Annotated in this window: 10 protein-coding genes; all 10 read right to left on the reverse strand. The window is 72.6% G+C overall.

Annotated features, from left to right (window positions below; all coding sequences use genetic code 11):
* Positions 1-32: 32 nt before the first annotated feature.
* Positions 33-1,205 carry a beta-barrel domain-containing protein gene (locus BCF33_RS11210; RefSeq protein WP_106161008.1) on the reverse strand — a complete coding sequence of 391 codons (1,173 nt, stop codon included), beginning with the start codon at positions 1,203-1,205 and terminating at the stop codon, positions 33-35.
* Positions 1,202-3,394: a type I secretion system permease/ATPase gene (locus BCF33_RS11215; protein WP_106161009.1), complete on the reverse strand. Its 2,193-nt coding sequence runs from the start codon at positions 3,392-3,394 to the stop codon at positions 1,202-1,204. The genes BCF33_RS11210 and BCF33_RS11215 overlap by 4 nt, the downstream gene beginning before the upstream one ends.
* On the reverse strand, positions 3,391-13,656 hold the full coding sequence (locus BCF33_RS11220; protein WP_106161010.1) for a VCBS domain-containing protein: 10,266 nt from the start codon (positions 13,654-13,656) through the stop codon (positions 3,391-3,393). The genes BCF33_RS11215 and BCF33_RS11220 overlap by 4 nt, the downstream gene beginning before the upstream one ends.
* 239 nt (positions 13,657-13,895) lie before the next feature.
* Complete coding sequence (rnhA, locus tag BCF33_RS11225; RefSeq protein WP_106161011.1) at positions 13,896-14,351, reverse strand: ribonuclease HI; 456 nt, start codon at positions 14,349-14,351, stop codon at positions 13,896-13,898.
* A complete protein-coding gene (locus tag BCF33_RS11230) occupies positions 14,344-14,931 on the reverse strand; it encodes a class I SAM-dependent methyltransferase (RefSeq protein ID WP_106161012.1) in 588 nt (195 codons plus the stop codon). The genes rnhA and BCF33_RS11230 overlap by 8 nt, the downstream gene beginning before the upstream one ends.
* Positions 14,928-15,383 carry a DUF3429 domain-containing protein gene (locus tag BCF33_RS11235; RefSeq protein ID WP_106161013.1) on the reverse strand — a complete coding sequence of 152 codons (456 nt, stop codon included), beginning with the start codon at positions 15,381-15,383 and terminating at the stop codon, positions 14,928-14,930. Before BCF33_RS11235 ends, BCF33_RS11230 begins: the two co-directional genes overlap by 4 nt.
* Before the next feature lie 32 nt (positions 15,384-15,415).
* Positions 15,416-16,024, reverse strand: coding sequence for a LysE family translocator (locus tag BCF33_RS11240; RefSeq protein WP_106161014.1), 609 nt, complete (start codon positions 16,022-16,024; stop codon positions 15,416-15,418).
* Positions 16,025-16,154: 130 nt separating this feature from the next.
* Positions 16,155-17,111, reverse strand: a complete 957-nt coding sequence (ispH, locus tag BCF33_RS11245; protein ID WP_106161015.1) for a 4-hydroxy-3-methylbut-2-enyl diphosphate reductase — start codon at positions 17,109-17,111, stop codon at positions 16,155-16,157.
* Between the two features lie 211 nt (positions 17,112-17,322).
* Positions 17,323-18,015, reverse strand: coding sequence for a helix-turn-helix transcriptional regulator (locus BCF33_RS11250; RefSeq protein ID WP_106161016.1), 693 nt, complete (start codon positions 18,013-18,015; stop codon positions 17,323-17,325).
* 102 nt (positions 18,016-18,117) lie between these two features.
* Entirely contained in the window at positions 18,118-18,705 is a 588-nt protein-coding gene (locus BCF33_RS11255) for a LabA-like NYN domain-containing protein (protein WP_106161017.1), read from the reverse strand.
* Between the last annotated feature and the right edge of the window lie 16 nt (positions 18,706-18,721).

Below are 18,721 nucleotides of genomic sequence, written 5' to 3' on the forward strand. Positions count from 1 at the left end.
GGCCGCCGGCCGCAGGCCGCGCGGCGGTGGCATCACCGTTCGCGAAGCGCCTCCTGCGCCCTGTTGAACGGCTTCACGAGGTACTGCCACACGGTCTTCTCGCCCGTGCGGATGTCGACGGTGGCAATCATGCCCGGGGCGATGGGGAACTCGCGCCCGTCGGCGTTCACGAGGTGGTCCGCGGCGGTGCGGATGAACACCCGGTAGTAGACCTGCTCGGGCCGGACCTCGTCGCGGATCGTGTTGGGCGAGATCGTATCGACCACCCCCGCCAGCCCGCCGAAGATCGCGTAATCATAGGCGGATATCTTCACCGTCGCAGCTTGGCCGGGATGGATGAAGGCGATGTCGCGCGGCGAGATCCGCGCTTCGACCAGAAGCTCGTCCCCAGCGGGCACGATGGTCATGAGGCGACCGCCCGGGGGAACGACGCCGCCGATGGTGGTGACGGCGACGTCCTGCACCACGCCGCGCATCGGCGCGCGGAAGGTGAGGCGATCGACGGCGTCGCTGCGCCCCCGCATGACCGAGGACTGGACCTGCGCCTCCGCATTCACGCGCTGAAGCTCCTCGCCGGCCTGGACCTGGCGGTCGGCGCGCAGACGGGCGATCTCGAGGCGAAGCTCGGAGGCCTCGCGCCGCAGGCGGATCAACTCGACGCGGCTCGAGGCGCCGGAGGCCTGCAGCCGCTCGGCGATCGAGACCTCCTCCTCGAGCAGGCCGAGCCCTTCGGTCAGGCCCGCGAGCCTGTCGGCAAGGCTCGTCCGGCGGGAGCGGAACAGCGCCCGCTCGTTGGCTCGCAGCTCGGCGAAGCGCGATCCGTCCAGCGCCGGCGGGAAGGTGACGACGTCGCGGTCGTCGATCTCGGCGCGCAGGCGGGCGGCGGCGGCGATCGCGGCATGGTAGCGCGCGGCCGCCTCCTCGACGTCCGACTCCGAACGGGTCGGATCGAGTTGCGCCACCACCTCGCCCGCCTCGACCACATCGCCCTCGGCGACGGCGAGCGAGGCGAGGATGCCCCCCTCGAGCGACTGGACGACCTGCTCGCGCGAGCTGGGAACCACTGTCCCCTGGCCGCTGGAAACCTCGGCGAGGGGGAACCACCAAGCCCAGGCGAGGAACAGGACCAGCATCGCCGCGACGAGGTGGACGAGGCGACGTTCGCCGCGCCGGTCCTGCGGGCCGAAGTCGAGCGCGAGCGTCATGCCGCGACCCTTCCCCGGCGCAGCCGGTCCAGCACCTCGTCCTTCGGTCCGTCCAGGGCCACGCCGCCGGCGTTCAGCACGACGAGGCGGTCGACGATCCGCAGCACGGCGGGTCTGTGGGTGGCGATGACGAGCGTGGCATCCGGCGTGTCGCGCAGGGCGTCGATGACGGCGTTCTCGGCGACCTCGTCCAGCGCGGCGGTCGGCTCGTCCAGCAGGAGGACGCGCGGGTCGCGCAGCAGCATCCGCGCCAGCAGGAGGCCTTGCCTCTGCCCTCCCGACAGCCCCAGGCCGCCTTCCTGGATCGGGTGGTCCAGCCCATCGGGCAGGTTCCGGACGAACGCGGCGAGCGACAGATCCTCGAGCTTGGCCATGATCGCCGCGTCGTCGGCGAGCGGGGCGCCGAGCACGAGGTTCTCGCGCAGCGTTCCATGGAACAGCCGCGCGTCCTGCCTCACGAGGCCGACGTCGCGCCGGACGTCGGCGGGATCCAGAAGGCCCATGGAGACGTCGTCGAGCCGCAGCTCGCCGGAAAGCGGCTCGAGAAGGCCGCCCAGGCCCGCGAGGAGCGTCGACTTGCCGGACCCGTTGCGCCCCAGGAGCGCGATCCGCTCGCCCGGCTCGATCCGCAGGTCCGGCACGGCGAGGACCGGGGCCTCGGGGGCATGGCCGAAGGTCGCGGCTTTGAGGGCGAAGCGCCCTTCGATGACCGGCCTGTGGATGCGCTGCGTCCCTGCCGGCAGGTCGACCGGCAGGGCGAGGATGCGATCCAGCGCCTCGCGCGCGACGCGCGCCTGCTGCCAGCGGTTCACGATCTGCGTCACCGAGGTCAGTGGCGCGAGCATCCGCGAGGACAGCATGGAGGCGGCGACGAGGACGCCGGTGCTCATCTCGCCAACCATGACGAGGGGCGCCCCGAAATAGACCACGAGGACGAAGACGCCCCCCTGGACCGTCTGCGCCCAGCTCGAGAGGCGGGAGACGAGGTCGCGCAGGCGGATCGACGCGCCGGAGGTGACCTCGGTGTAGTGGTTCCACTGATCCTGGAAGCGCGCCTCGGCCTGGAGCGACTTGATGTCGTCGAGCCCCTGGATCGCCTCGACCAGCATCGCGCCGCGCAGCGCGCCCTCCCGTGCGCTCGCCTCGGCGAGGCGCCGCAGCTTGTTCTGCGCGAGAAGGCCGGGCCCGATCAGCAGCGCCATCGCGGCGATGGGGATCCAGACCAGGCCGCCCGCGATATGGTAGAAGAGCGCGCAGAACAGGAAGAAGAACGGCAGGTCCGCCATCGCGGTCACGGTGGTCGAGGCCATCATCTCGCGCACGTGCTCGAGCTCGCGGATCTGGGCGATGAACGTTCCGGTCGCGCGCGGGCGGGCGGTGTTGCGGACGCGCAACGCGTGGCCGAACACCCGGTCCGAGATGCGCAGGTCGGCCGCGCGCCCGGCCGCGTCGGTGATGCGGCTGCGCGCGACCTTCATGGAGAAGCCGAGCAGCACGGCGATGGCCACGCCCCCGAAGAGGACGTGAAGGGTCGGCATCGACTGACTGGGCACGACCCGGTCGTAGACCTGCATGGAGAAGAGGATGCCCGCCATGGCCAGCAGGTTGGTCACCAGCGAGGCGGCCATCACCGCCCGATAGGGCGCGAGGTCGGCCAGCACGATCTCGCGCAGCCAGTCGGGCCGCCAGGGCCGGGCGTAGTCCTCGACGCGGCTGTCGCGGGCGGCCGCGGCCGGGCGAAGCACGTAAGCTTCGCGGATGGTCCGCGCGAGCGTGGGCGCGTCGACGGGGGTCGCGAGGCCTCCGTCGCCGCCGAAGGCGACCGTGAAGCCGTCCGGCGTCCGGGCCTCGATCACGCCGACCGCCCTGCCCTCGAACGTCGCGAGGACCGGCAGGCGCACCCCGGCGAACGCGGCGGCGGAGCCGGGCAGGCGCTCGACTAGAAGGCCGGCGGATCGGGCGAGGCGTCGGATCTGGTCCGCCTCGCCAGCCCAGGCGAGGTCCAGGCGCATACGTTCGGGCGAGACGCCGATGCGGTAGTGGCGCGCGATCCGCAGGACCGAGGCCAGCCAATCGGCGCCGGGTGGGCGCGGCGGCGCTTCCGCGGCGGCAGGGCCCTCCCCGGCCCCGACCTCTCCCGGAGGGGCCGGATCCGTCGCCGCGGCCGGCTTGGCGTGCCCCGCGTTCACGCGACGAACTCGACTTCGTCCTGCAGGTCGCCCAGCACGGTGAGCGTCACGGTCTGCCCGCCCGCGCCGCCTATCGTTCCGGTGTAGACCCCTCCGCCGCCGCCGGACCAAGCCCCGCTTAGCGTCAGCCGGTCCTCGCCGTTGCCGGTCACGGTCAGCGCGTCGTCGCCATCCGTGATCGCGGCGAGATGCTCGGGGGTCAGGCCGTCGATCCGGTTCGCGCCCTTCGCATCGAGGTCGAGGGTCTCGACGTTCTCGAGCACGTCCGAAAGCTGGAGACCTGAGACGTCCTCGCCCGTTCGGAGGGCGACGGCGTCCTCGCCGTCGAGCGCGTCGAGACCGAAGCCAGTGAACAACAGCGCGTCGTCGCCGGTCGTCCTGGTCTGCTCGAAGAAGACCGTGGTCACCGTCGCGGACGCCACGTCCGAGACGTCCGCGCCGTCGGTCGTCGTCGCCGAGACCCCGATCTGCAGACCGGCCGTTCCGGGATCCTGATCGTTTAGGGCGGACGCCGCCTGCCGGACGCTGAGCGTGTCGATGTCCCGCTGCGTCAGCCCGGTGATCGTGTAGGCGTCCGCCGCGGCATCGTAGCGCACCGTGTCCGCGAGGTGCCGGGCCTCGTCACCGGCGTGGAAGGAGGCGAACCTGCCCAGTCCGGTGAGGACGACCGTCGCCGTCTCGAGGTTCTCGTCGGGGGCGGCGCTGCTCGTCGTGGCGTCCTCTGCGTCCACGATCGACAGGTTGAGGTTGAGGCCGACGATCTCGCCCTCGGTGCCGAAGGTGCTGCTGGACGTCGCCTCGGCGCCGTCCGCGACCGGGCTCACGGTGACGTCGCCGACCGGGATCGTGTCGGAACGCTTGTCGCCCAGCCCCGTCTCGCCCGAGGTGGCCACGAGGTTGATGCCCGTGACCGTGCCGCTGAAGTGCTGCGGCGGCAGGATCGCCACGAAGGGGGGCAGGCTTTCCCCCTGGCCTGCGACGATCCAGGTGTTGACCGTCCCGTCGCCGCCAGCGTTGCTGGCTGGGGCTGCGCTGTCGCGGTCCGCGCCGACATGGATCACGAAGCCCTCGGGCACGTCCGTGAGCAGGATCGACACGAACGCCTCCGATCCATCGTCGTCCGAGAGCGCCGCCGAGAGGTCCGCCAACTCGATCAGCGATGCGACCGAGCCGTCCGGCGCCTCGTCGCCCGCGGACGGATCGCTCGCGAGGGTGGCGCCGTCATTCCCGATCCCGACCGTCAGCACCTCCGTCCCGGAGGAGGTGATCGGCGCGGCGCCGGCCTCCTCGTTCGCGACGGTCGCGGTGACGGCGACGTCGCCGGCCACCATCCGGGGGGGCGTGTAGACGACGCCGACCGTTTCCCCGAACTTGGCGGCGGGGATGACGTGGTAGTCCCCGTCCGGGATGTTCGGGATGCCCGATACGCCCTCGAGTGGGTAGGTTTCCGTGCCGTCCGCGCTGGTCAGCGTTCCGCCTCGCAGGCCGAGCTCGCTTCCCGTCACCTGAAGGTAGAGGTCGCCGCCGACGATGCGGCCGGCCGCACCGTCCGCTTCGTTCGAAAGCGTGATCTCGATCGGAACGGACGCGTCGGACTCGTCGAGCGCCCCGTCATCGTCGGCCTTCCCGAGCACGATCGAGATCGCGGCCTCGTCCGCCACCGGCTCCACCGGAGCCGCGACCGCGGCCTCAGCCTCGCGCGAGGTCGCGCCGCCCTGCACGCTGGTGTTCAGCGTCGCGGTGAAGCCGAGCGCGCCAGGGGCGTTGTTCTCGTTCGAGTTGGCGGGCGCCGTGATCACGATGCTGTCCAGCAGCGCGTCGAGTGCGGCCTGCACACCTGCCGGTCCCTCGCCGGCCGGGGAAGTCACGGATTCGGTGAAGGTCTCGACTCCGCCGATCACCGTGCGGGTCATCCCCTCGATCACCGTGCCCGAGGGAACGCCCGTGATCTCGACGGTCAGCGTGTTCGGCTCGGTGCTGGCGGTGGTGACGCGTCCCTCGATGAGCGTGGACAGCCGCGTCGGCGCGTCCTCCGTCGCGCCGTTGCCGGTATGGGACCACTCCTCGATCTCCGCCAGCGCCGGCGCGCCCTCGCCGGACGAGCCGTAGGTCGCCTCGAGCGTGAAGCTGACCGTGTCCTCGCCGGTCGCGGTCCCAGCGTCGGCCCTGTCGCCGCGGTCGCGGACCTGAACGGTCATGTCGATGCGGACGGGATCGGTGGTCGCCACCTCCTCGCCGACGACGAACTCGACCGGGATCGAGGCGCCGTCCGCGTCGATCCGCACCGCGTCCGTGCCCACGTACTTCAGGAGCCATGTGTTGGGACCGATCAGCTCCGCGCCCGTCACCGTCACCCCCTGCGGGACGTTGTCGACGATGATGCGGGTGACGCGTTCGCTGCCGTCCTCGTCCGGCGAGGCGACGTTCACGCCGACCGTGATCGTGTCCGGCGCGCCGAGCACGATCGTATCGGGCGAGGCGTCGTCGCCGGGGGTGCCGTCGCTGATCACGGTGTCCGCGCCCGTCGCAGTGATGGCGTCGATGACGGCGTCGGGCGCGTCCGTCGCTGCCGTCGCCGTCAGGGTGAAGGTCGTGGCCCGGTAGCCGCTGGTCGTCGGACCGGTTCCGGTCGTGGTGCCGAAGGCGTCGTCCGTAATGCGGTACTGCACCTCGAACGTCCCGATCGCGCCGTCGGCGTGGGGGTCGGCGAGGGCAGAGAGATCGCCTGCCTGGGCGGGGGCCAGGACGAAGTAGTCGACACTGCCTTCCGTCTCGATCGGAAGTCCCGCGTCCGCGAGAGGCGTCGCCCCTGCACCGACGCCCAAGTACAGGACGTATTGCTCGCCCTCGGCCTCGTCCACGCGGATGCGGACGCGTTCGATCGTCTCGTCCGCGTCGCCGCCGCGATGATCGATCCGGAAGCCGAGGGTCGTGATCTCGTCCTCGGCGATGACCGCGCCGTCGCTCACCTGCGCCTCCGGGGCCGGCGTGACGGAGAAGGACAGGTCGATCCGTTCGCCCGTGAGCGAATTGCCGTCGTCCTCCGTCGTGACCGCCTGAGCGTGGAAGGTGACGTCGCCGCTGAAGTTGGGCGGCACCTCGACCTCGGCTGCCGCGAAATCGGCGGGCGATAGCGCCCAGACCCGGTCCGCACCCGCCGCCGACGGCGCCGAGACGAGCGCCCCCTCCGAGAGCGAGAAGCCGCCCTGCAGCCCAGTCACCCGAACCGTCAGAGCCTCGGAACCGTCGGCGTCGCGCGCCGTGAACGTGACCAGCTCGTCCAGGGCGACCACGTCGGCGCCGCCGTCGAGCGCCGCCTCGTCGTAGGTTCGCGGCGTGACCGCGGCGTCCGCCCCGTCGGCGACCCCGGAGACCACGACCGTGATCGGCAGCGTCTGGGGCGGGTCGAAGGTGCGCACGACCGCGTCGCCGCCGATGGTGGCCGCATCGACCGACACAGCGTCGACCAAGAGGACGAAATCCTCGTTGCTGTCCCGAGGCGGCACGATCGAGAGCGGCGCGGCGGGGTCGAAGCCCGTGATCGACGCGGTGCCGTCCGTGACGGTCAGCGCGGCGCCGTCGTAGAGAAGCCGGGCGCCGGCGGGGATGTCGCGGATGTCGACGTCGAACGTCTCGCCCGGGTCCGAGCTGCTCGGCCGGATGCCGAGCGGGATCCCGGTATCCTCTTGCCCGGTCGCGCGCGCGTTCAGCGTCAGCGCGACCTCGTCCGCGACGGGAAGGATGTCGAGATTGGTCAGGAACGCTTGCCCGCTGACGGCCTCGTCCGGCTCGCCCGCGCCTTCGGCGTCGTCATCGAAGTCCTGCGCGAGGGCGTTCACCTCGATGGTGAAGCGGCCCGACGCCTCCGGCGGGGGAAGGAATTCGGCGGTGCCGAGGGCGGCGGCCGGGATGCGCACGGGCGCGCCGCTGAACGTCGCCGTGACGGTCGCGTCGTCCTCCATCCAGCGGAACCGGGCGCCGATGGCGCTTTCCCCGCCGCCGGCCGTCGGCGTCAGAAGGGCGAACACCACCTCGTCGGCATCCTCGTCGGACCAGCCGGCCGACAGGTCGAACGGGCCGGACGCGCCGTCGCTGTTGAGGTCGAACCACTCGTCCTCCGCGCCCTGCATGGCGTATTCGACACCGGCGGTGAGGCCGAGGTCGTCGGTGTCCGCGTCGTCGCTCGCGCCGTTCTCGACCTCCGCCACGGGGGTGACGGTGACCTTCACCTCGCGGGTGACGGTCGCCGTGTCGGCGCCGTCGCGCGTCGTGACGTCTATCGAGACGGTGACGTCGCGGCTGCTGTGCGCGGGTGGGGTGATGGTGAAGCCGTCCAGCACCGCCTCCCGCTCAGCCTGCGTGCCGCCGGTGAAGGCGATCGTGGTCACGCCGTCCGCATTCGAGGTCGTGAAGCCGGCCCCGTCGCCGGTGGCGGGGGTTCCGAAGGTCCAGCCGGCCGGCACCTCGAACGAGACGCTATCGATCACCTCCTCGCCCGCGCCGTTGGCATCGCTCGCGCGGATATTCTCGAGGAAGGTCGCGGGCCGATCCTCCGCGGTCTCGACGCCGAGATCGCCCTCCGCAACGTCGCCGGCGGCCGGGGTCACGTCGAGGTTCAGCGTCACCGTGTTGTTCGAGCGGTCGACCTCGACCACGCCGTCCGCGCCGGGTTCCGCGCCGCGGAAGCCGTCCGCGTCGACGTCCTGCGCGACCAGCGTGACCCGGATGCCTTCCAGCGCGCCGCTTACGTCGCGGCCGGCCCCGACGAGGATCCGGGGGAAGCTGTCGATCCCTCCGGTCTGCTCGCCTGCCGGGATCGTGGCCGAGCCCCCGGGCGCCACGGTCTCGGACCCGACGCGGATCGGCCCGTCGTTCGAGTTCTCGATAACGATCGCGCGGACCTCGCTGCCGTCGAGGTCGGCGAAGCCGGATTCGAGGATGGCGCGAAGGTCGAAACGCGCATCCTCCCGGATGGTGACGTCGGCCACGGTGTCGCCGCCGTCGCCCGAGTAGGCGATCTCGTCGACGCCATCCACAGCGGCGGCCGACGCGGTGTCGTCGAAGCGCAGCTCGGCATCGTCGGTCACGGCGCGCACGGACACGTCGACCACCTCGGGCACGGCGAGCGCGCCCGCCACGCCCGGGCGCGGCGCGCCGTCCGCGTCGACCTCGAACGAGGTGACATCGGCCTGCACCGCGAAATCCCCCGAGGCGTTCCGGGGCGGCAGGACCTGCAGCGCCTCGTAGGCCGCCGAGGTCAGCGCCAGGTCGCCGGTCGCCCCGGCGACCGAGGCGACGTCCGTGATCAGGATCGCCACCGGGTCCGCGCCCACCGTCAGCAGCGCGTCCCCCGCCCCGTCCAGCAGCTTCGCGCCGGCAGGCAGCCCCGAGAGGGTGATCGGCCCGATCCGCTCGGAGGTGGGATCGTTCCCCGCGCCCGTGCCGTCGTCGGCGATGCTCGGCGCGGTCAGGCCCAGCGCCACGGCCGTGTCCTCGTCGGTGGCGACGTCGCCGCCCGCACCCAAGGCGGGGGCGTCGCTGACCGGCGCGACGGTCGCCGTCACGACCGTGTCCGACAGCGTGCCGTCATCCGATCGCACGACGAAGCTCTCGTCGCCGGCGAAGTCCGGCGCGGGCGCATAGGTCATCGCGCCGTCCGGGGCCATCGTGACCGTCCCGTTGGCGAGCGCGTAGACCACGTTCCCGTTCGCGCCGGACGTGCCGGCCACCTCCGCGTCGTCCTGGCGGATCACGGTGTTCAACTGGTCCGCGTCCGCGGACGTGTTGAAGGTGAACGACCCGTCCTCGGGGATCGTCCGGTCGATCGTCGCGGGCGCGACGTCGTCCGCCACCGTTACGGTGAAAGGCGCTGCGGCCGTGTCGCCGTCGCCGTCGGTCACGAGCGCCGCGAACTCGAGGTCGAGCGCCTCCGCCGTCCCGTGGTCGAGCGGACCCTCAAGGGTGAACGCGTAGCCGGCGGAGGCGTCCGCCGGGTCGGTCAGCACGAGGGTGAACACCCGGTCCGCCGCGCCGGGGTCGCCGGCGAAGGCCTCGACGCTGCGCCCGTCCGTGGAGGTGACGTATTGCAGCGCCTCGCCACGCGAGGTGATGCCCGAGGGCAGTTCCGTCAGCGTCGCCTCGAACGCGTCCGCGCCGGGCGTCACGTCGAGCGTGCCCGTGACCGTCAGCGCGGACGCGTCGGGATCGCTCGCGCCCGGCAGGTCGGCCTCGTCCACGGCCGCGTCCGTCGGCGTGCCCGCCTCGGGCGCCGTGTCGGTGACCGTGATCTTCTGGGTCGCGGTGCCCAGGGCGGCGTCGCCGTCTCCGTCCACGACCCGGTATCCGAAGTCGTCGCGCAGCGCCGTGTCGCTGCCGGGCCGCGCGTGCCCGGCCGAGGCGAGGGGCGTGTAGCTCCACGCCCCGCCGGACGCGACGGTGAGCGTTCCGTGCTGCGTGTCCACCGTCAGCGACCCGCCTTCGGAGATCGTGGCGGTGCGCCCGGTGCCCGAACGGTCTGCATAGTCTATGCCGGAGACCCTTCCGCCGTCGGCGCCCAGCACCGCGTCCGCCAGGAGGTCGCCGCCCACGGCGCCGTCCCCTTCCTGCACCGTCGCCGGGGCGCCGTCCCTCGGCGCCTCGGCCGCGTCATCGGCGATCGTCAGGGTCACGGCGCCAGACACCGCGGAGTCCGCGTCGCGCACCTCGTAGCGAGCCGAGAGAACCGTCTCCCCGTCCGCTTGGTCGAGCGGTGCCGACAGCGTCGCCGTCACCGCCTGCGAAGCCCCGCTCGCGTCGTTCGGAGCGTCGATGACGAGCGTGAACACCGTGGCGCCGTCCGCCGAGGCGGTCAGCCGGTGACCATCCGCGGAGAGCGCGTAGCCCACCGGCGTGCCGCCGGAGCTGAGCGCCGGCAGCGCGTCGATCGTCGCCTGCGTGAACACGACGTCGACGATGCCGTCCTCGCCGGCGGTCAGCCCCAAGGGCTGCCTCGTGCTGGGGTCGTCCCCCGCCGCGCCGGCCGAGCCGGCATCCGGCAGGTCGGCCTCGTCCAGCGAGAGCGTCGCGCCGCCGGCCCCGGGGCCGGTGTCCGTCACCGTCAGGGTCTGGCGGGCCGGGGCTGACGCGGTGCCGTCCGCATCCACCAGCACGTAGGAGAACGAGCCCGCGTCGGCGCCCGGGCCCGCGGCGTCGTGGTCGAAGGCGGGGACGGGCGTGAAGCTCCACGCGCCGTCCACGCCAACCGTCAGCGTGCCGGTCGGCGTGTCCACGGTAGCCGAAGCGACCCCGCCGTCGAACTCAACCGTCTGCGCGGCACCGCCGGCGTCGGTGTAGGTGAAGGAGCCGAGATTCGCCGGACCGTCGGCGGAGGCGGTGTCGTTGTCCGTCACGTTCCCGGTCAACGTCCCGCCGCCTTCGGGAACGGTGCGCTCCACGTCGTCCGCCGCGACCGGTCCGGTGTCCGTGATCGCGATCGGCTGGGCGACGAAGGACGTCGCGTCGCCGTCGCCGTCGAGCAGTGCATAGGCGAAGCCACCGTCGGCGTCCGCGCCGCCCGAATGCGGCACCGAGGGGGCGGGCGCGAAGCTCCAGGTGCCGTCGGCGTTCACCTCCAACGTGCCGAACCGTGCGTCGAGCGGACCCGTCCCGGCCGCGCCGTGCGCGATCTCGACCGTCCGCTCGACGCCGCTGCGGTCGACGTAGCGCACCAGGCCGACGCGCGCGCCGTCCGCGCCCGCATCGTCGTTGTCGAGCAGTCCGGGATCGCCGGCTGCCGTGCCGAGCGTGCGGCCGCCCTCCTGCACACTCAGCGGCGCCTCCTCCCGCGCCACGGGTGCGTCGTCCGTCACCGCGACCGTCAGCGAGGTCTCGCGGACGTCGCCGTCCTCGTCGACGACCCGGACCGGGATCACCTCCCGGACGGTGTCGGCCCCGGCGGCGTCGTGGTCCGACGTCGCCCCGTCCAGCGCGTACTGGAACGTCAGCCGTCCGGTGCCCGGATCGAACCCCGTGACGGAGAGGGTGCCGTAGGCCGTGCCGACCGGGGCGGCCGGAGCCCCTTCGCTGGCCGCGAGCAACTCGGCGCGCGTGAAGGTCACGTCCCCGAGAAGCAACTCCGAGACGGCCGCGTCGCCCGGGCCGAAGGCGATGGTCGAAGCCGTCGCCCGTTCGGCCGGGGAAGGCGTCGTTCCGCCGGCAAGGCCCGCTTCGTTCAGGACGATGTGCTCCGGAGCGTCGGGGACCCGATCCTCGACGATGGCGGGGATGACCTCGCGCGTGGCGCTGGCGCCGTTCCCGGCCGCGTCCCGGGCGGTCGCGGTGATCGTCACCTCCGCATCGGGAAGGGCGGCGGCGGGTGTATGGCTCCAGGTTCCGTCCGGCCCGACCTGCAGAACCACGGGGTCCTCGTCGCCGATGCTCAGCAATACGGTGTCGCTGGCTTCGCCGGTTCCGGTCAGTGTCGGGGGCTCGCCGTCGCGCACGATCACCGGGTCCATGGTGACGGCGATCGTGGTGTCCTTGACGATCTCACCGGTTGCCGTCTCCGGCGCGCCGCTGCGGTCCTGCACGTTAAGGCGGGCTGCGAGGGGGCCGTCTGCCATGTCGGAGAGATCGGCGAGGGTGGTGAACGCGCCGCCTTCGTCGATCGCGACGTCCTCTACCGGGATGGTGAGGGTCCGCGTGCCGTCCGTGATCGTCAGGGACACGAGCGTGCCGCCAGTCGGGACCTGGCCCTCGACTCGAACGGCGGAGAGATCGTCCAGCGTCGAGAGGACGCCATCGCCGGCCTGGGCGTCCTCGGGCCCCGCGTCGTCGAGGATCTCGACGGAGGGTCGCGCGTCGACGGTGACCGTCCAGGTCGCCCCGTCCGAGGAGTTCGCGGCGCCGCTGCCGTCGTCGACGGTGTAGGGAACGCGCGCGACCCCCACGAAGCCGGGTTCCGGGGTGAAGGTCAGGACGCCTTGCTCGTCGATGGATACGGCGCCGCCTGCCACGGCAACGGGTGATCCGGGCGCGACCGGCCTGCCGTCGATCGTGCGCACGGCGAGGGCCGAGGCCTCGCCGGCGTCGACGTCGGCGTCGTTCCCGCGAACGTCGAGGACGGCATCCTCGTCCGCCCGCACGAAGGAGGCGTCGTCCGCAGCCCTCGGGGCGTCGTTGGCGCCGTCGATCGTCACGGTCACGCGCCGGGTGTCCACCGCGCCCTCGCGGTCCGTCACCTGCACCAGAACCGTGTCGGCGAGGGCGTCGCCCGCGCCCAGGGCCTGAACCTCGGGCCGCTCGTCGTCCAGCACGTAGGACCACCGCCCGGACCCATCGACCGTGAAGGTTCCGTAGCGCCCCGCCTCGCCCGGCGCCAGCGACCAGGAATGGGCCTCGCCCGCGTCCGGATCGTCGACCTCGAGTTGCCCGCTCCGCGCCCGGGGGCCGTCCTCGGACACGTTGCCCGCATCCTCGCCCGCGAGGACGGGCGCGTCGTTCGTCCCGATCACGCTCAGCACGAGGTCGGCGGTCGACGTCTCGCCCGACCGGTTCGCGATCGTGTAGGTGAAGGTCTCGGTCACGACCTCGCCCTGGGCGAGCGCCTGCGTAGCCGGCCGCGCGTCGTCGAGCACGTATTCGTAGTCGCCGTCCGCACCCACCTTCAGCACGCCGTAGCGGGTCTCGACCGGTTCGCCGACGGGGGCCTCGGCGTCCTCGACGAGAAGCTCGACCACGCGGAAGGCCCGCGGATCGCTCGAGCCGTCGTTGACCAGCAGGCGGCCCGCCGCGCGCGCCGCGCCCGGCGCGTCGCCGCCAGCCTCGGTCACGTCCGCGGCATCGTCCGTCGCCCGCGGGACCGGATCGGGGTCGGAGCCGCCGCCGGCCACCGCGGCCCCCGCGGCGAGAAGGGCGCCGAGCGCGCCCATGGCGCCCGGGCCGCCTCCGGGGATCGCCGCGAGCGTCGCGCCCTCGCGCTCGATCTCGGCGATCTCGAAGCACGTCCAAGGCTCGTCGTACTGGGCCCACCAGGCGACCTCGGCGTCGTCCACGAACACGAGGTCGCTGCGGGCGCCGTCATGGGTCTGGAAGAATCCCTCGATCACGATCCGCGAGCCGTCCCGGAGGGTCAGAACGAGGTCGAGCCCCACCTTCGCGAAGTCCGTGACCTCCTCGGGGCCGAACGGCATCTCGACGACGCTCGCGCCCCGAAGGACGACGGGGCCAGCGGACGTCCATTCCGCGGCGCCGCCGCCGGCCTTGCTCGTGATAGAAACCGTCATGGTCGAACCCTGTTGCTCGCAGCACTAAGAACCCCGCCTCGCGGGCCGTCATCGGCTGCCTGTCCCCTTTCCGGCGCCGTCCATCGGTCGAAAGCGTCGGCTCAACCGGCGTTTCGCCACCGTTCTGGGCGCTCGGAAGGCGTTCCGATGACCGGTTCTGGGGAAAGACTTAACGCTTGGTTAAGACCGGAGGCGCCGGCCCGAAGGCCGCGGACGCGCGGCGCCGACGGGCCGAGCTCCTAGCGCTTCTTGAAGGGTGCCATGCCGGCCCGGGCCAGCTCGTCCGCGCGTTCGTTCTCCGGGTGGCCGGCATGGCCCTTCACCCATTCCCAGCGCACGTCGTGGGGCGCGCGGGCGGCGTCGAGGCGGCGCCAGAGATCCTCGTTCTTCACGGGCCTCTTCGTGGCCGTCCGCCAACCCCGGCGCTTCCAGCCGTCGATCCAGTCGGTGATGCCGCCCTTCACGTAGGCGCTGTCGGTGACGACCGTGATCCGCGAGGGCCGGGCGAGCGATTCGAGCGCGGAGATCGCGGCGAGCAGCTCCATCCGGTTGTTGGTGGTCTGCGGCTCGCCGCCTTTCAGGGCACGCTCCTTCACGACGGCGCCGCCCTCCTTCGCGAGCAGGAGCACGCCCCAGCCGCCGGGGCCGGGATTCCGCGAGCAGGCGCCGTCGGTATAGGCGAAGAGGTCAGGCAAGGCGGGCCCTCAGGATGAGATAGGGTTCGGTGGCGCCGGCGAGGCCGGCGTCCTCGCCCGTGCGGCCGGCGACGGGGACGAGGTCGGCTTCCCGGAGCAGGGCGGCCACCTCCCCTTCGGTCCAGTAGGCATAGAGGCGGCCCAGCCGGTCGCGCCGCTCGCCCCTGCCGAGCTTGAGGCCGATATGGAGGGCGCCGCCGGGCCGCAGGGCGCGGGCGATGGCCGCGAGATGGCCGGGCAGCGCCCTGCGCGGCGCATGGAGGAGCGAGAAGTTCGCCCAGACGCCGTGATAGGCATCCTCAGCGTCCAGCGCGTCGAAATCGGCCACGCGGGCGCGCACGCCGCGCGCCCTGGCGAGGCGGACCATGGCCGGCGAGGCGTCCACCGCGTCGACGGTGTGGCCCATGTCCGCCAGATGCCGCGCCGCGCCCCCCGGCCCGCAGCCGAGGTCGAGAACGCGTGCCCCGTCCGGCAGGAGGGAGACGAAGGCGAGCAGGTCGGCATCGGGCGGCCCCCTGAAGCGCGAGGCGTAGTCCGAGGCGTGCGCGGCGTAGGCCGCGAGGGTGCGGGCGTCGCTCACAGGATGAGGGGCAGGAGCGAGAGGACCACGCCCGCCGTGAGGATCAGCCGCAGCGCCATCCACCAGGACGGCGCGAGGCCCAGGCGTTGCGCGGTCCAGTCAATGCCGAGCAGGCCGATGAACCCGGCGACGAGGAAGGTCGCCGCCGATGTCGGCCCGCCGCCCACGAAGAAGAACGCCCAGAGCGCCGGCAACACGGAGAGGCCGTAGAGCGCGGGCGCCGCGCGCGCGTCCGCCCGGGTGGCGAAGCCCCAGGTCACGCCGGACATGAAGGACAGGATCACCGTCCCGTAGGAGAGGCCGACGAAGGGCGCGACGAAGCGCTGCCCGAGGAGGTCCGCCCCCCACCGCCAGAGACCCGGAGAAAGGGCCGTGGCCGCCCCCCAGAGGAAGGGGATCAGCCCGGCGAGCCCGAGGAGGAGCGGCGCGGGGGGGATGCCGAAGGGACGCATGGGCCGGACATGGCCCGGAGCGGCGCGCGCGTCTAGGCCCGCTCGAGCGCCAAGCGCCCCGCGAGCACGGTCATGGCGCCCGCGACGGCACGGCCCGTCCAGGCCATTACCCGGTCCGAGGCGAGGACCGCCTCGCGCGCCCAGCCGGCCAGGAGGACGTAGAGGACGAAGGTCGCGAAGGTGATCCCCATGAAGAGCGCGCCGAGCCCCGCCATCTGCGCCGCCATGGGCCCCGAGGGGTCCACGAAGGGCGGCAGGAGCGCTAGGAAGAAGATCGAGAGCTTGGGGTTGAGGACATTGAGGAGCGTCCCGCGCCCCGCGATGCGCCAGAGGGGGTCGGGCCGCCGCTCGGGCGCGACGGCCAGCGCGCCGCCGCCCCGCAGCGCGCCCCAGCCGAGCCAGAGGAGGTAGAGCACGCCGGCCCATTTCAGCGCCTGGAACATGAGGGCGGAGGCGTGCATCGCCGCCGCCAGCCCCAGGATCGCCGCCGCGAGGTGCGGCAGCGGCCCCAGCGTGCACCCGGCGGCGGCGGCGAGGCCCGCGCGACGGCCGCGTCCCAGCGTGACGGCGACGGTGTAGACGACGCCCGTCCCCGGCACGAGGCAGACAACGAGGGCGGTGAGCAGGAACGCCGGGTCCATGCGGGGATCATGTCACGCCCGGGGCGACCCGGCTAGCTCCCTCCGGGCCGGAGGGACGCCTACGAGGCGCCGGCGCCCTCGGCCCATGATGCGGCAAGGGCGGGCGCCGCCGGCGGCGCGGCGGAACGGATCACGCGGAGGCCGGCTCCCGCAGGACGCGGGGGACCTTGAACTCGACGTTCTCGCGGGTGGTCTCGACGACCTCGACCGACACGTCGTGGCGGGCGCGGAAGGCGTCGACCACCTCCTCGATGAGGACGTCGGGCGCGCTGGCGCCAGCCGTCACCCCGAGCGTGCCGATCCCCTCGAGGGCGCGCCAGTCGATGTCCTCGGCCCGCTGGACCAGCTGGGCGTAAGGGCAGCCCGCGCGGGCCGCCACCTCGACGAGGCGGCGGGAGTTGGACGAGTTCGGGGCGCCCACGACGAGAAGGGCGTCGCAGCGCGGCGCGATGGCCTTCACGGACTCCTGGCGATTGGTGGTGGCATAGCAGATGTCCTCCTTGTGCGGTCCCTGGATGGCCGGGAAACGGGTCTGGAGGGCGGCGGCGATGTCGGCGGTGTCGTCCACCGAGAGGGTCGTCTGCGTGACGAAGGCGAGGGCGTCCGGATCGCGCACCTCCAAGCGTGCGACGTCCTCTGGGCTCTCCACGAGGAGGACCTCGCCCGGGGGCAGTTGGCCCATCGTGCCGACGGTCTCGGGATGGCCGGCATGGCCGATCATCACGATCTGAAGACCCCGCTCGTGGTGGCGCTGGGCCTCGATATGGACCTTGGAGACGAGGGGGCAGGTCGCGTCGACGAAGAGCATCTCGCGCCGGGCGGCCTCGGCCGGGACGGCCTTGGGGACGCCGTGGGCCGAGAAGATGACGGGCCGGTCGGCCGGGCACTCGTCGAGTTCCTCGACGAAGACGGCGCCCTTCGCGCGCAGCCCGTCGACGACGTAGCGGTTGTGCACGATCTCGTGGCGGACGTAGACGGGCGCGCCCCACTTCTCGAGCGCCATCTCGACGATCTTGATCGCGCGGTCGACGCCGGCGCAGAAGCCGCGGGGCGCGGCCAGGAGGATCGTCAGGGGGGGTCTGGTCATCCGCTCGCCTCGTTCCGGGTCCCTGCCCCTCACCTAGAGGGCCGGGCCGTCCACGCAAAGGGCGGCCGGTCCACCCGACCCCTCGGCTGGGGGGATTGGCGGGTGGGGCCCGGTCGGGGATGCTCCGGAGGATTATGAGAAGCGTACGTTGCGAGACGCCGTTTTCAGCAGCTTCCGGCGGGTCGGGGAACGTCCCGGCCCGCCTTTCCCATCATCCGCCGAGGCGGCGGGCGAGCGCCATGCGGTCGCGCACGCCGAGCTTGCGATAGGCGGACTTGACGTATTCCGCTATCGTGTGGGGCGAGAGGTCGCAGATTCGGGCGCATTCCTTACGTGAGCGTCCCTCCGCGAGAAGGAGCGCGACCTCGCGCTCGCGCGTGGTCAGCACGCCGAGCGCGGCGGCGGCGGCGGCCTTCTCGATGCAGCGGTGCGCGATGAGGCAGAAGGCCCGCATGGCGTCGGCATGCGGCAAGACGCGTTCCTCGAACCTCGCGCGGTCGAGCGACGTGCCCAGGTTGAACCCCCCATGGCGCCGTGACCCCACGAGCCTGACCGGGATGCCGAGCCCGGACCTGAACCCGCCCCGGGCGGCCTCCTCGACGAAAGCCGCGGCCTCGGGCGTCAGCATGTCGTGCTCGGCGGAGAAGGCCGACCCCGTGAGGTTGACCTCGTAGGAGTCGCAGCAGTGGCGCAGGAACGGATCCTCGGGCGGGGGAAGCCTGTCGTAGAGCGCGGGCAGCGTCGTCAGGAGGAAGGCGTCGGAGCCGTCCGGCGCGGTGGTGAGGTAGATCGCGTGCTCGATCCCGTGGGGACGGAGCGCGGCGAGGATCGCCCCCCAGAGTTCCGTGAGGTCCTCGACCCGCTCGAGGGTCGCCGCGGCCCGCGCCAAGTCGTTCCCGCCCATGCGCGCCCTCCCGACCTTGCCGTTACGGCAGGATCGGCCGATCGGAGCGCGATGGCAAGCGCCGCGCCAGCGAGCGGGAAGGCGGCCCGATCGCCTTCGGCGTCAGGCCTCCTCGATCTGGGTGCCGAGGCCGGCGCGCGTGTCGCCGGTATCCCTGGGCTCTCGCGGCTCGCGCCCGATGACGTCGCGCAGCTCGTCGAGTTCGATGAAGTTGTCCGCCTGCCGGCGCAGGTCGTCGGCGATCATCGGCGGCGAGGACCGGATCGACGAGCAGACCGAGACCCGCACCCCCTTGCGCTGCAGCCCCTCGACGAGCGCCCGGAAGTCGCCGTCGCCCGAGAAGATCACCGCATGGTCGATCCGGTCGGCCAGCGTCAAGGCGTCCACGGCCAGCTCGATGTCCATGTTGCCCTTCACGCGGCGCCGGCCCTGGCCGTCGATGAACTCTCGCGCGGCCTTCGTCACGAGGGTGAAGCCGTTGTACTGCAGCCAGTCCACGAGGGGGCGGATGGGGGAATATTCCTCCCCCTCGAGGATCGCCGTGTAGTAGGACGCCCGCACCAGGCGCCCACGGCGCGCGAACTCCTGCCGGAGAAGCTTGTAGTCGATGTCGAAGCCGAGGCCCTTGGACGCCCCGTGCAGGTTGGCGCCATCGATGAAGAGCGCGAGACGCTCGTCGCGGTAGAACATGTGGCTTCCCCCTCGC

The organism is Hasllibacter halocynthiae (assembly GCF_003003095.1).
Lineage (GTDB): Bacteria > Pseudomonadota > Alphaproteobacteria > Rhodobacterales > Rhodobacteraceae > Hasllibacter > Hasllibacter halocynthiae.

Excerpts from the sequence above, each read along its gene's own strand:
- BCF33_RS11240 (WP_106161014.1), bottom strand. The coding sequence starts at position 16,024 with ATGGACCCGGCGTTCCTGCTCACCGCCCTCGTTGTCTGCCTCGTGCCG.
- BCF33_RS11255 (WP_106161017.1), bottom strand. The coding sequence starts at position 18,705 with ATGTTCTACCGCGACGAGCGTCTCGCGCTCTTCATCGATGGCGCCAAC.
- ispH (WP_106161015.1), bottom strand. The coding sequence starts at position 17,111 with ATGACCAGACCCCCCCTGACGATCCTCCTGGCCGCGCCCCGCGGCTTC.
- BCF33_RS11250 (WP_106161016.1), bottom strand. The coding sequence starts at position 18,015 with ATGGGCGGGAACGACTTGGCGCGGGCCGCGGCGACCCTCGAGCGGGTC.
- BCF33_RS11210 (WP_106161008.1), bottom strand. The coding sequence starts at position 1,205 with ATGACGCTCGCGCTCGACTTCGGCCCGCAGGACCGGCGCGGCGAACGT.
- BCF33_RS11220 (WP_106161010.1), bottom strand. The coding sequence starts at position 13,656 with ATGACGGTTTCTATCACGAGCAAGGCCGGCGGCGGCGCCGCGGAATGG.
- BCF33_RS11235 (WP_106161013.1), bottom strand. The coding sequence starts at position 15,383 with ATGCGTCCCTTCGGCATCCCCCCCGCGCCGCTCCTCCTCGGGCTCGCC.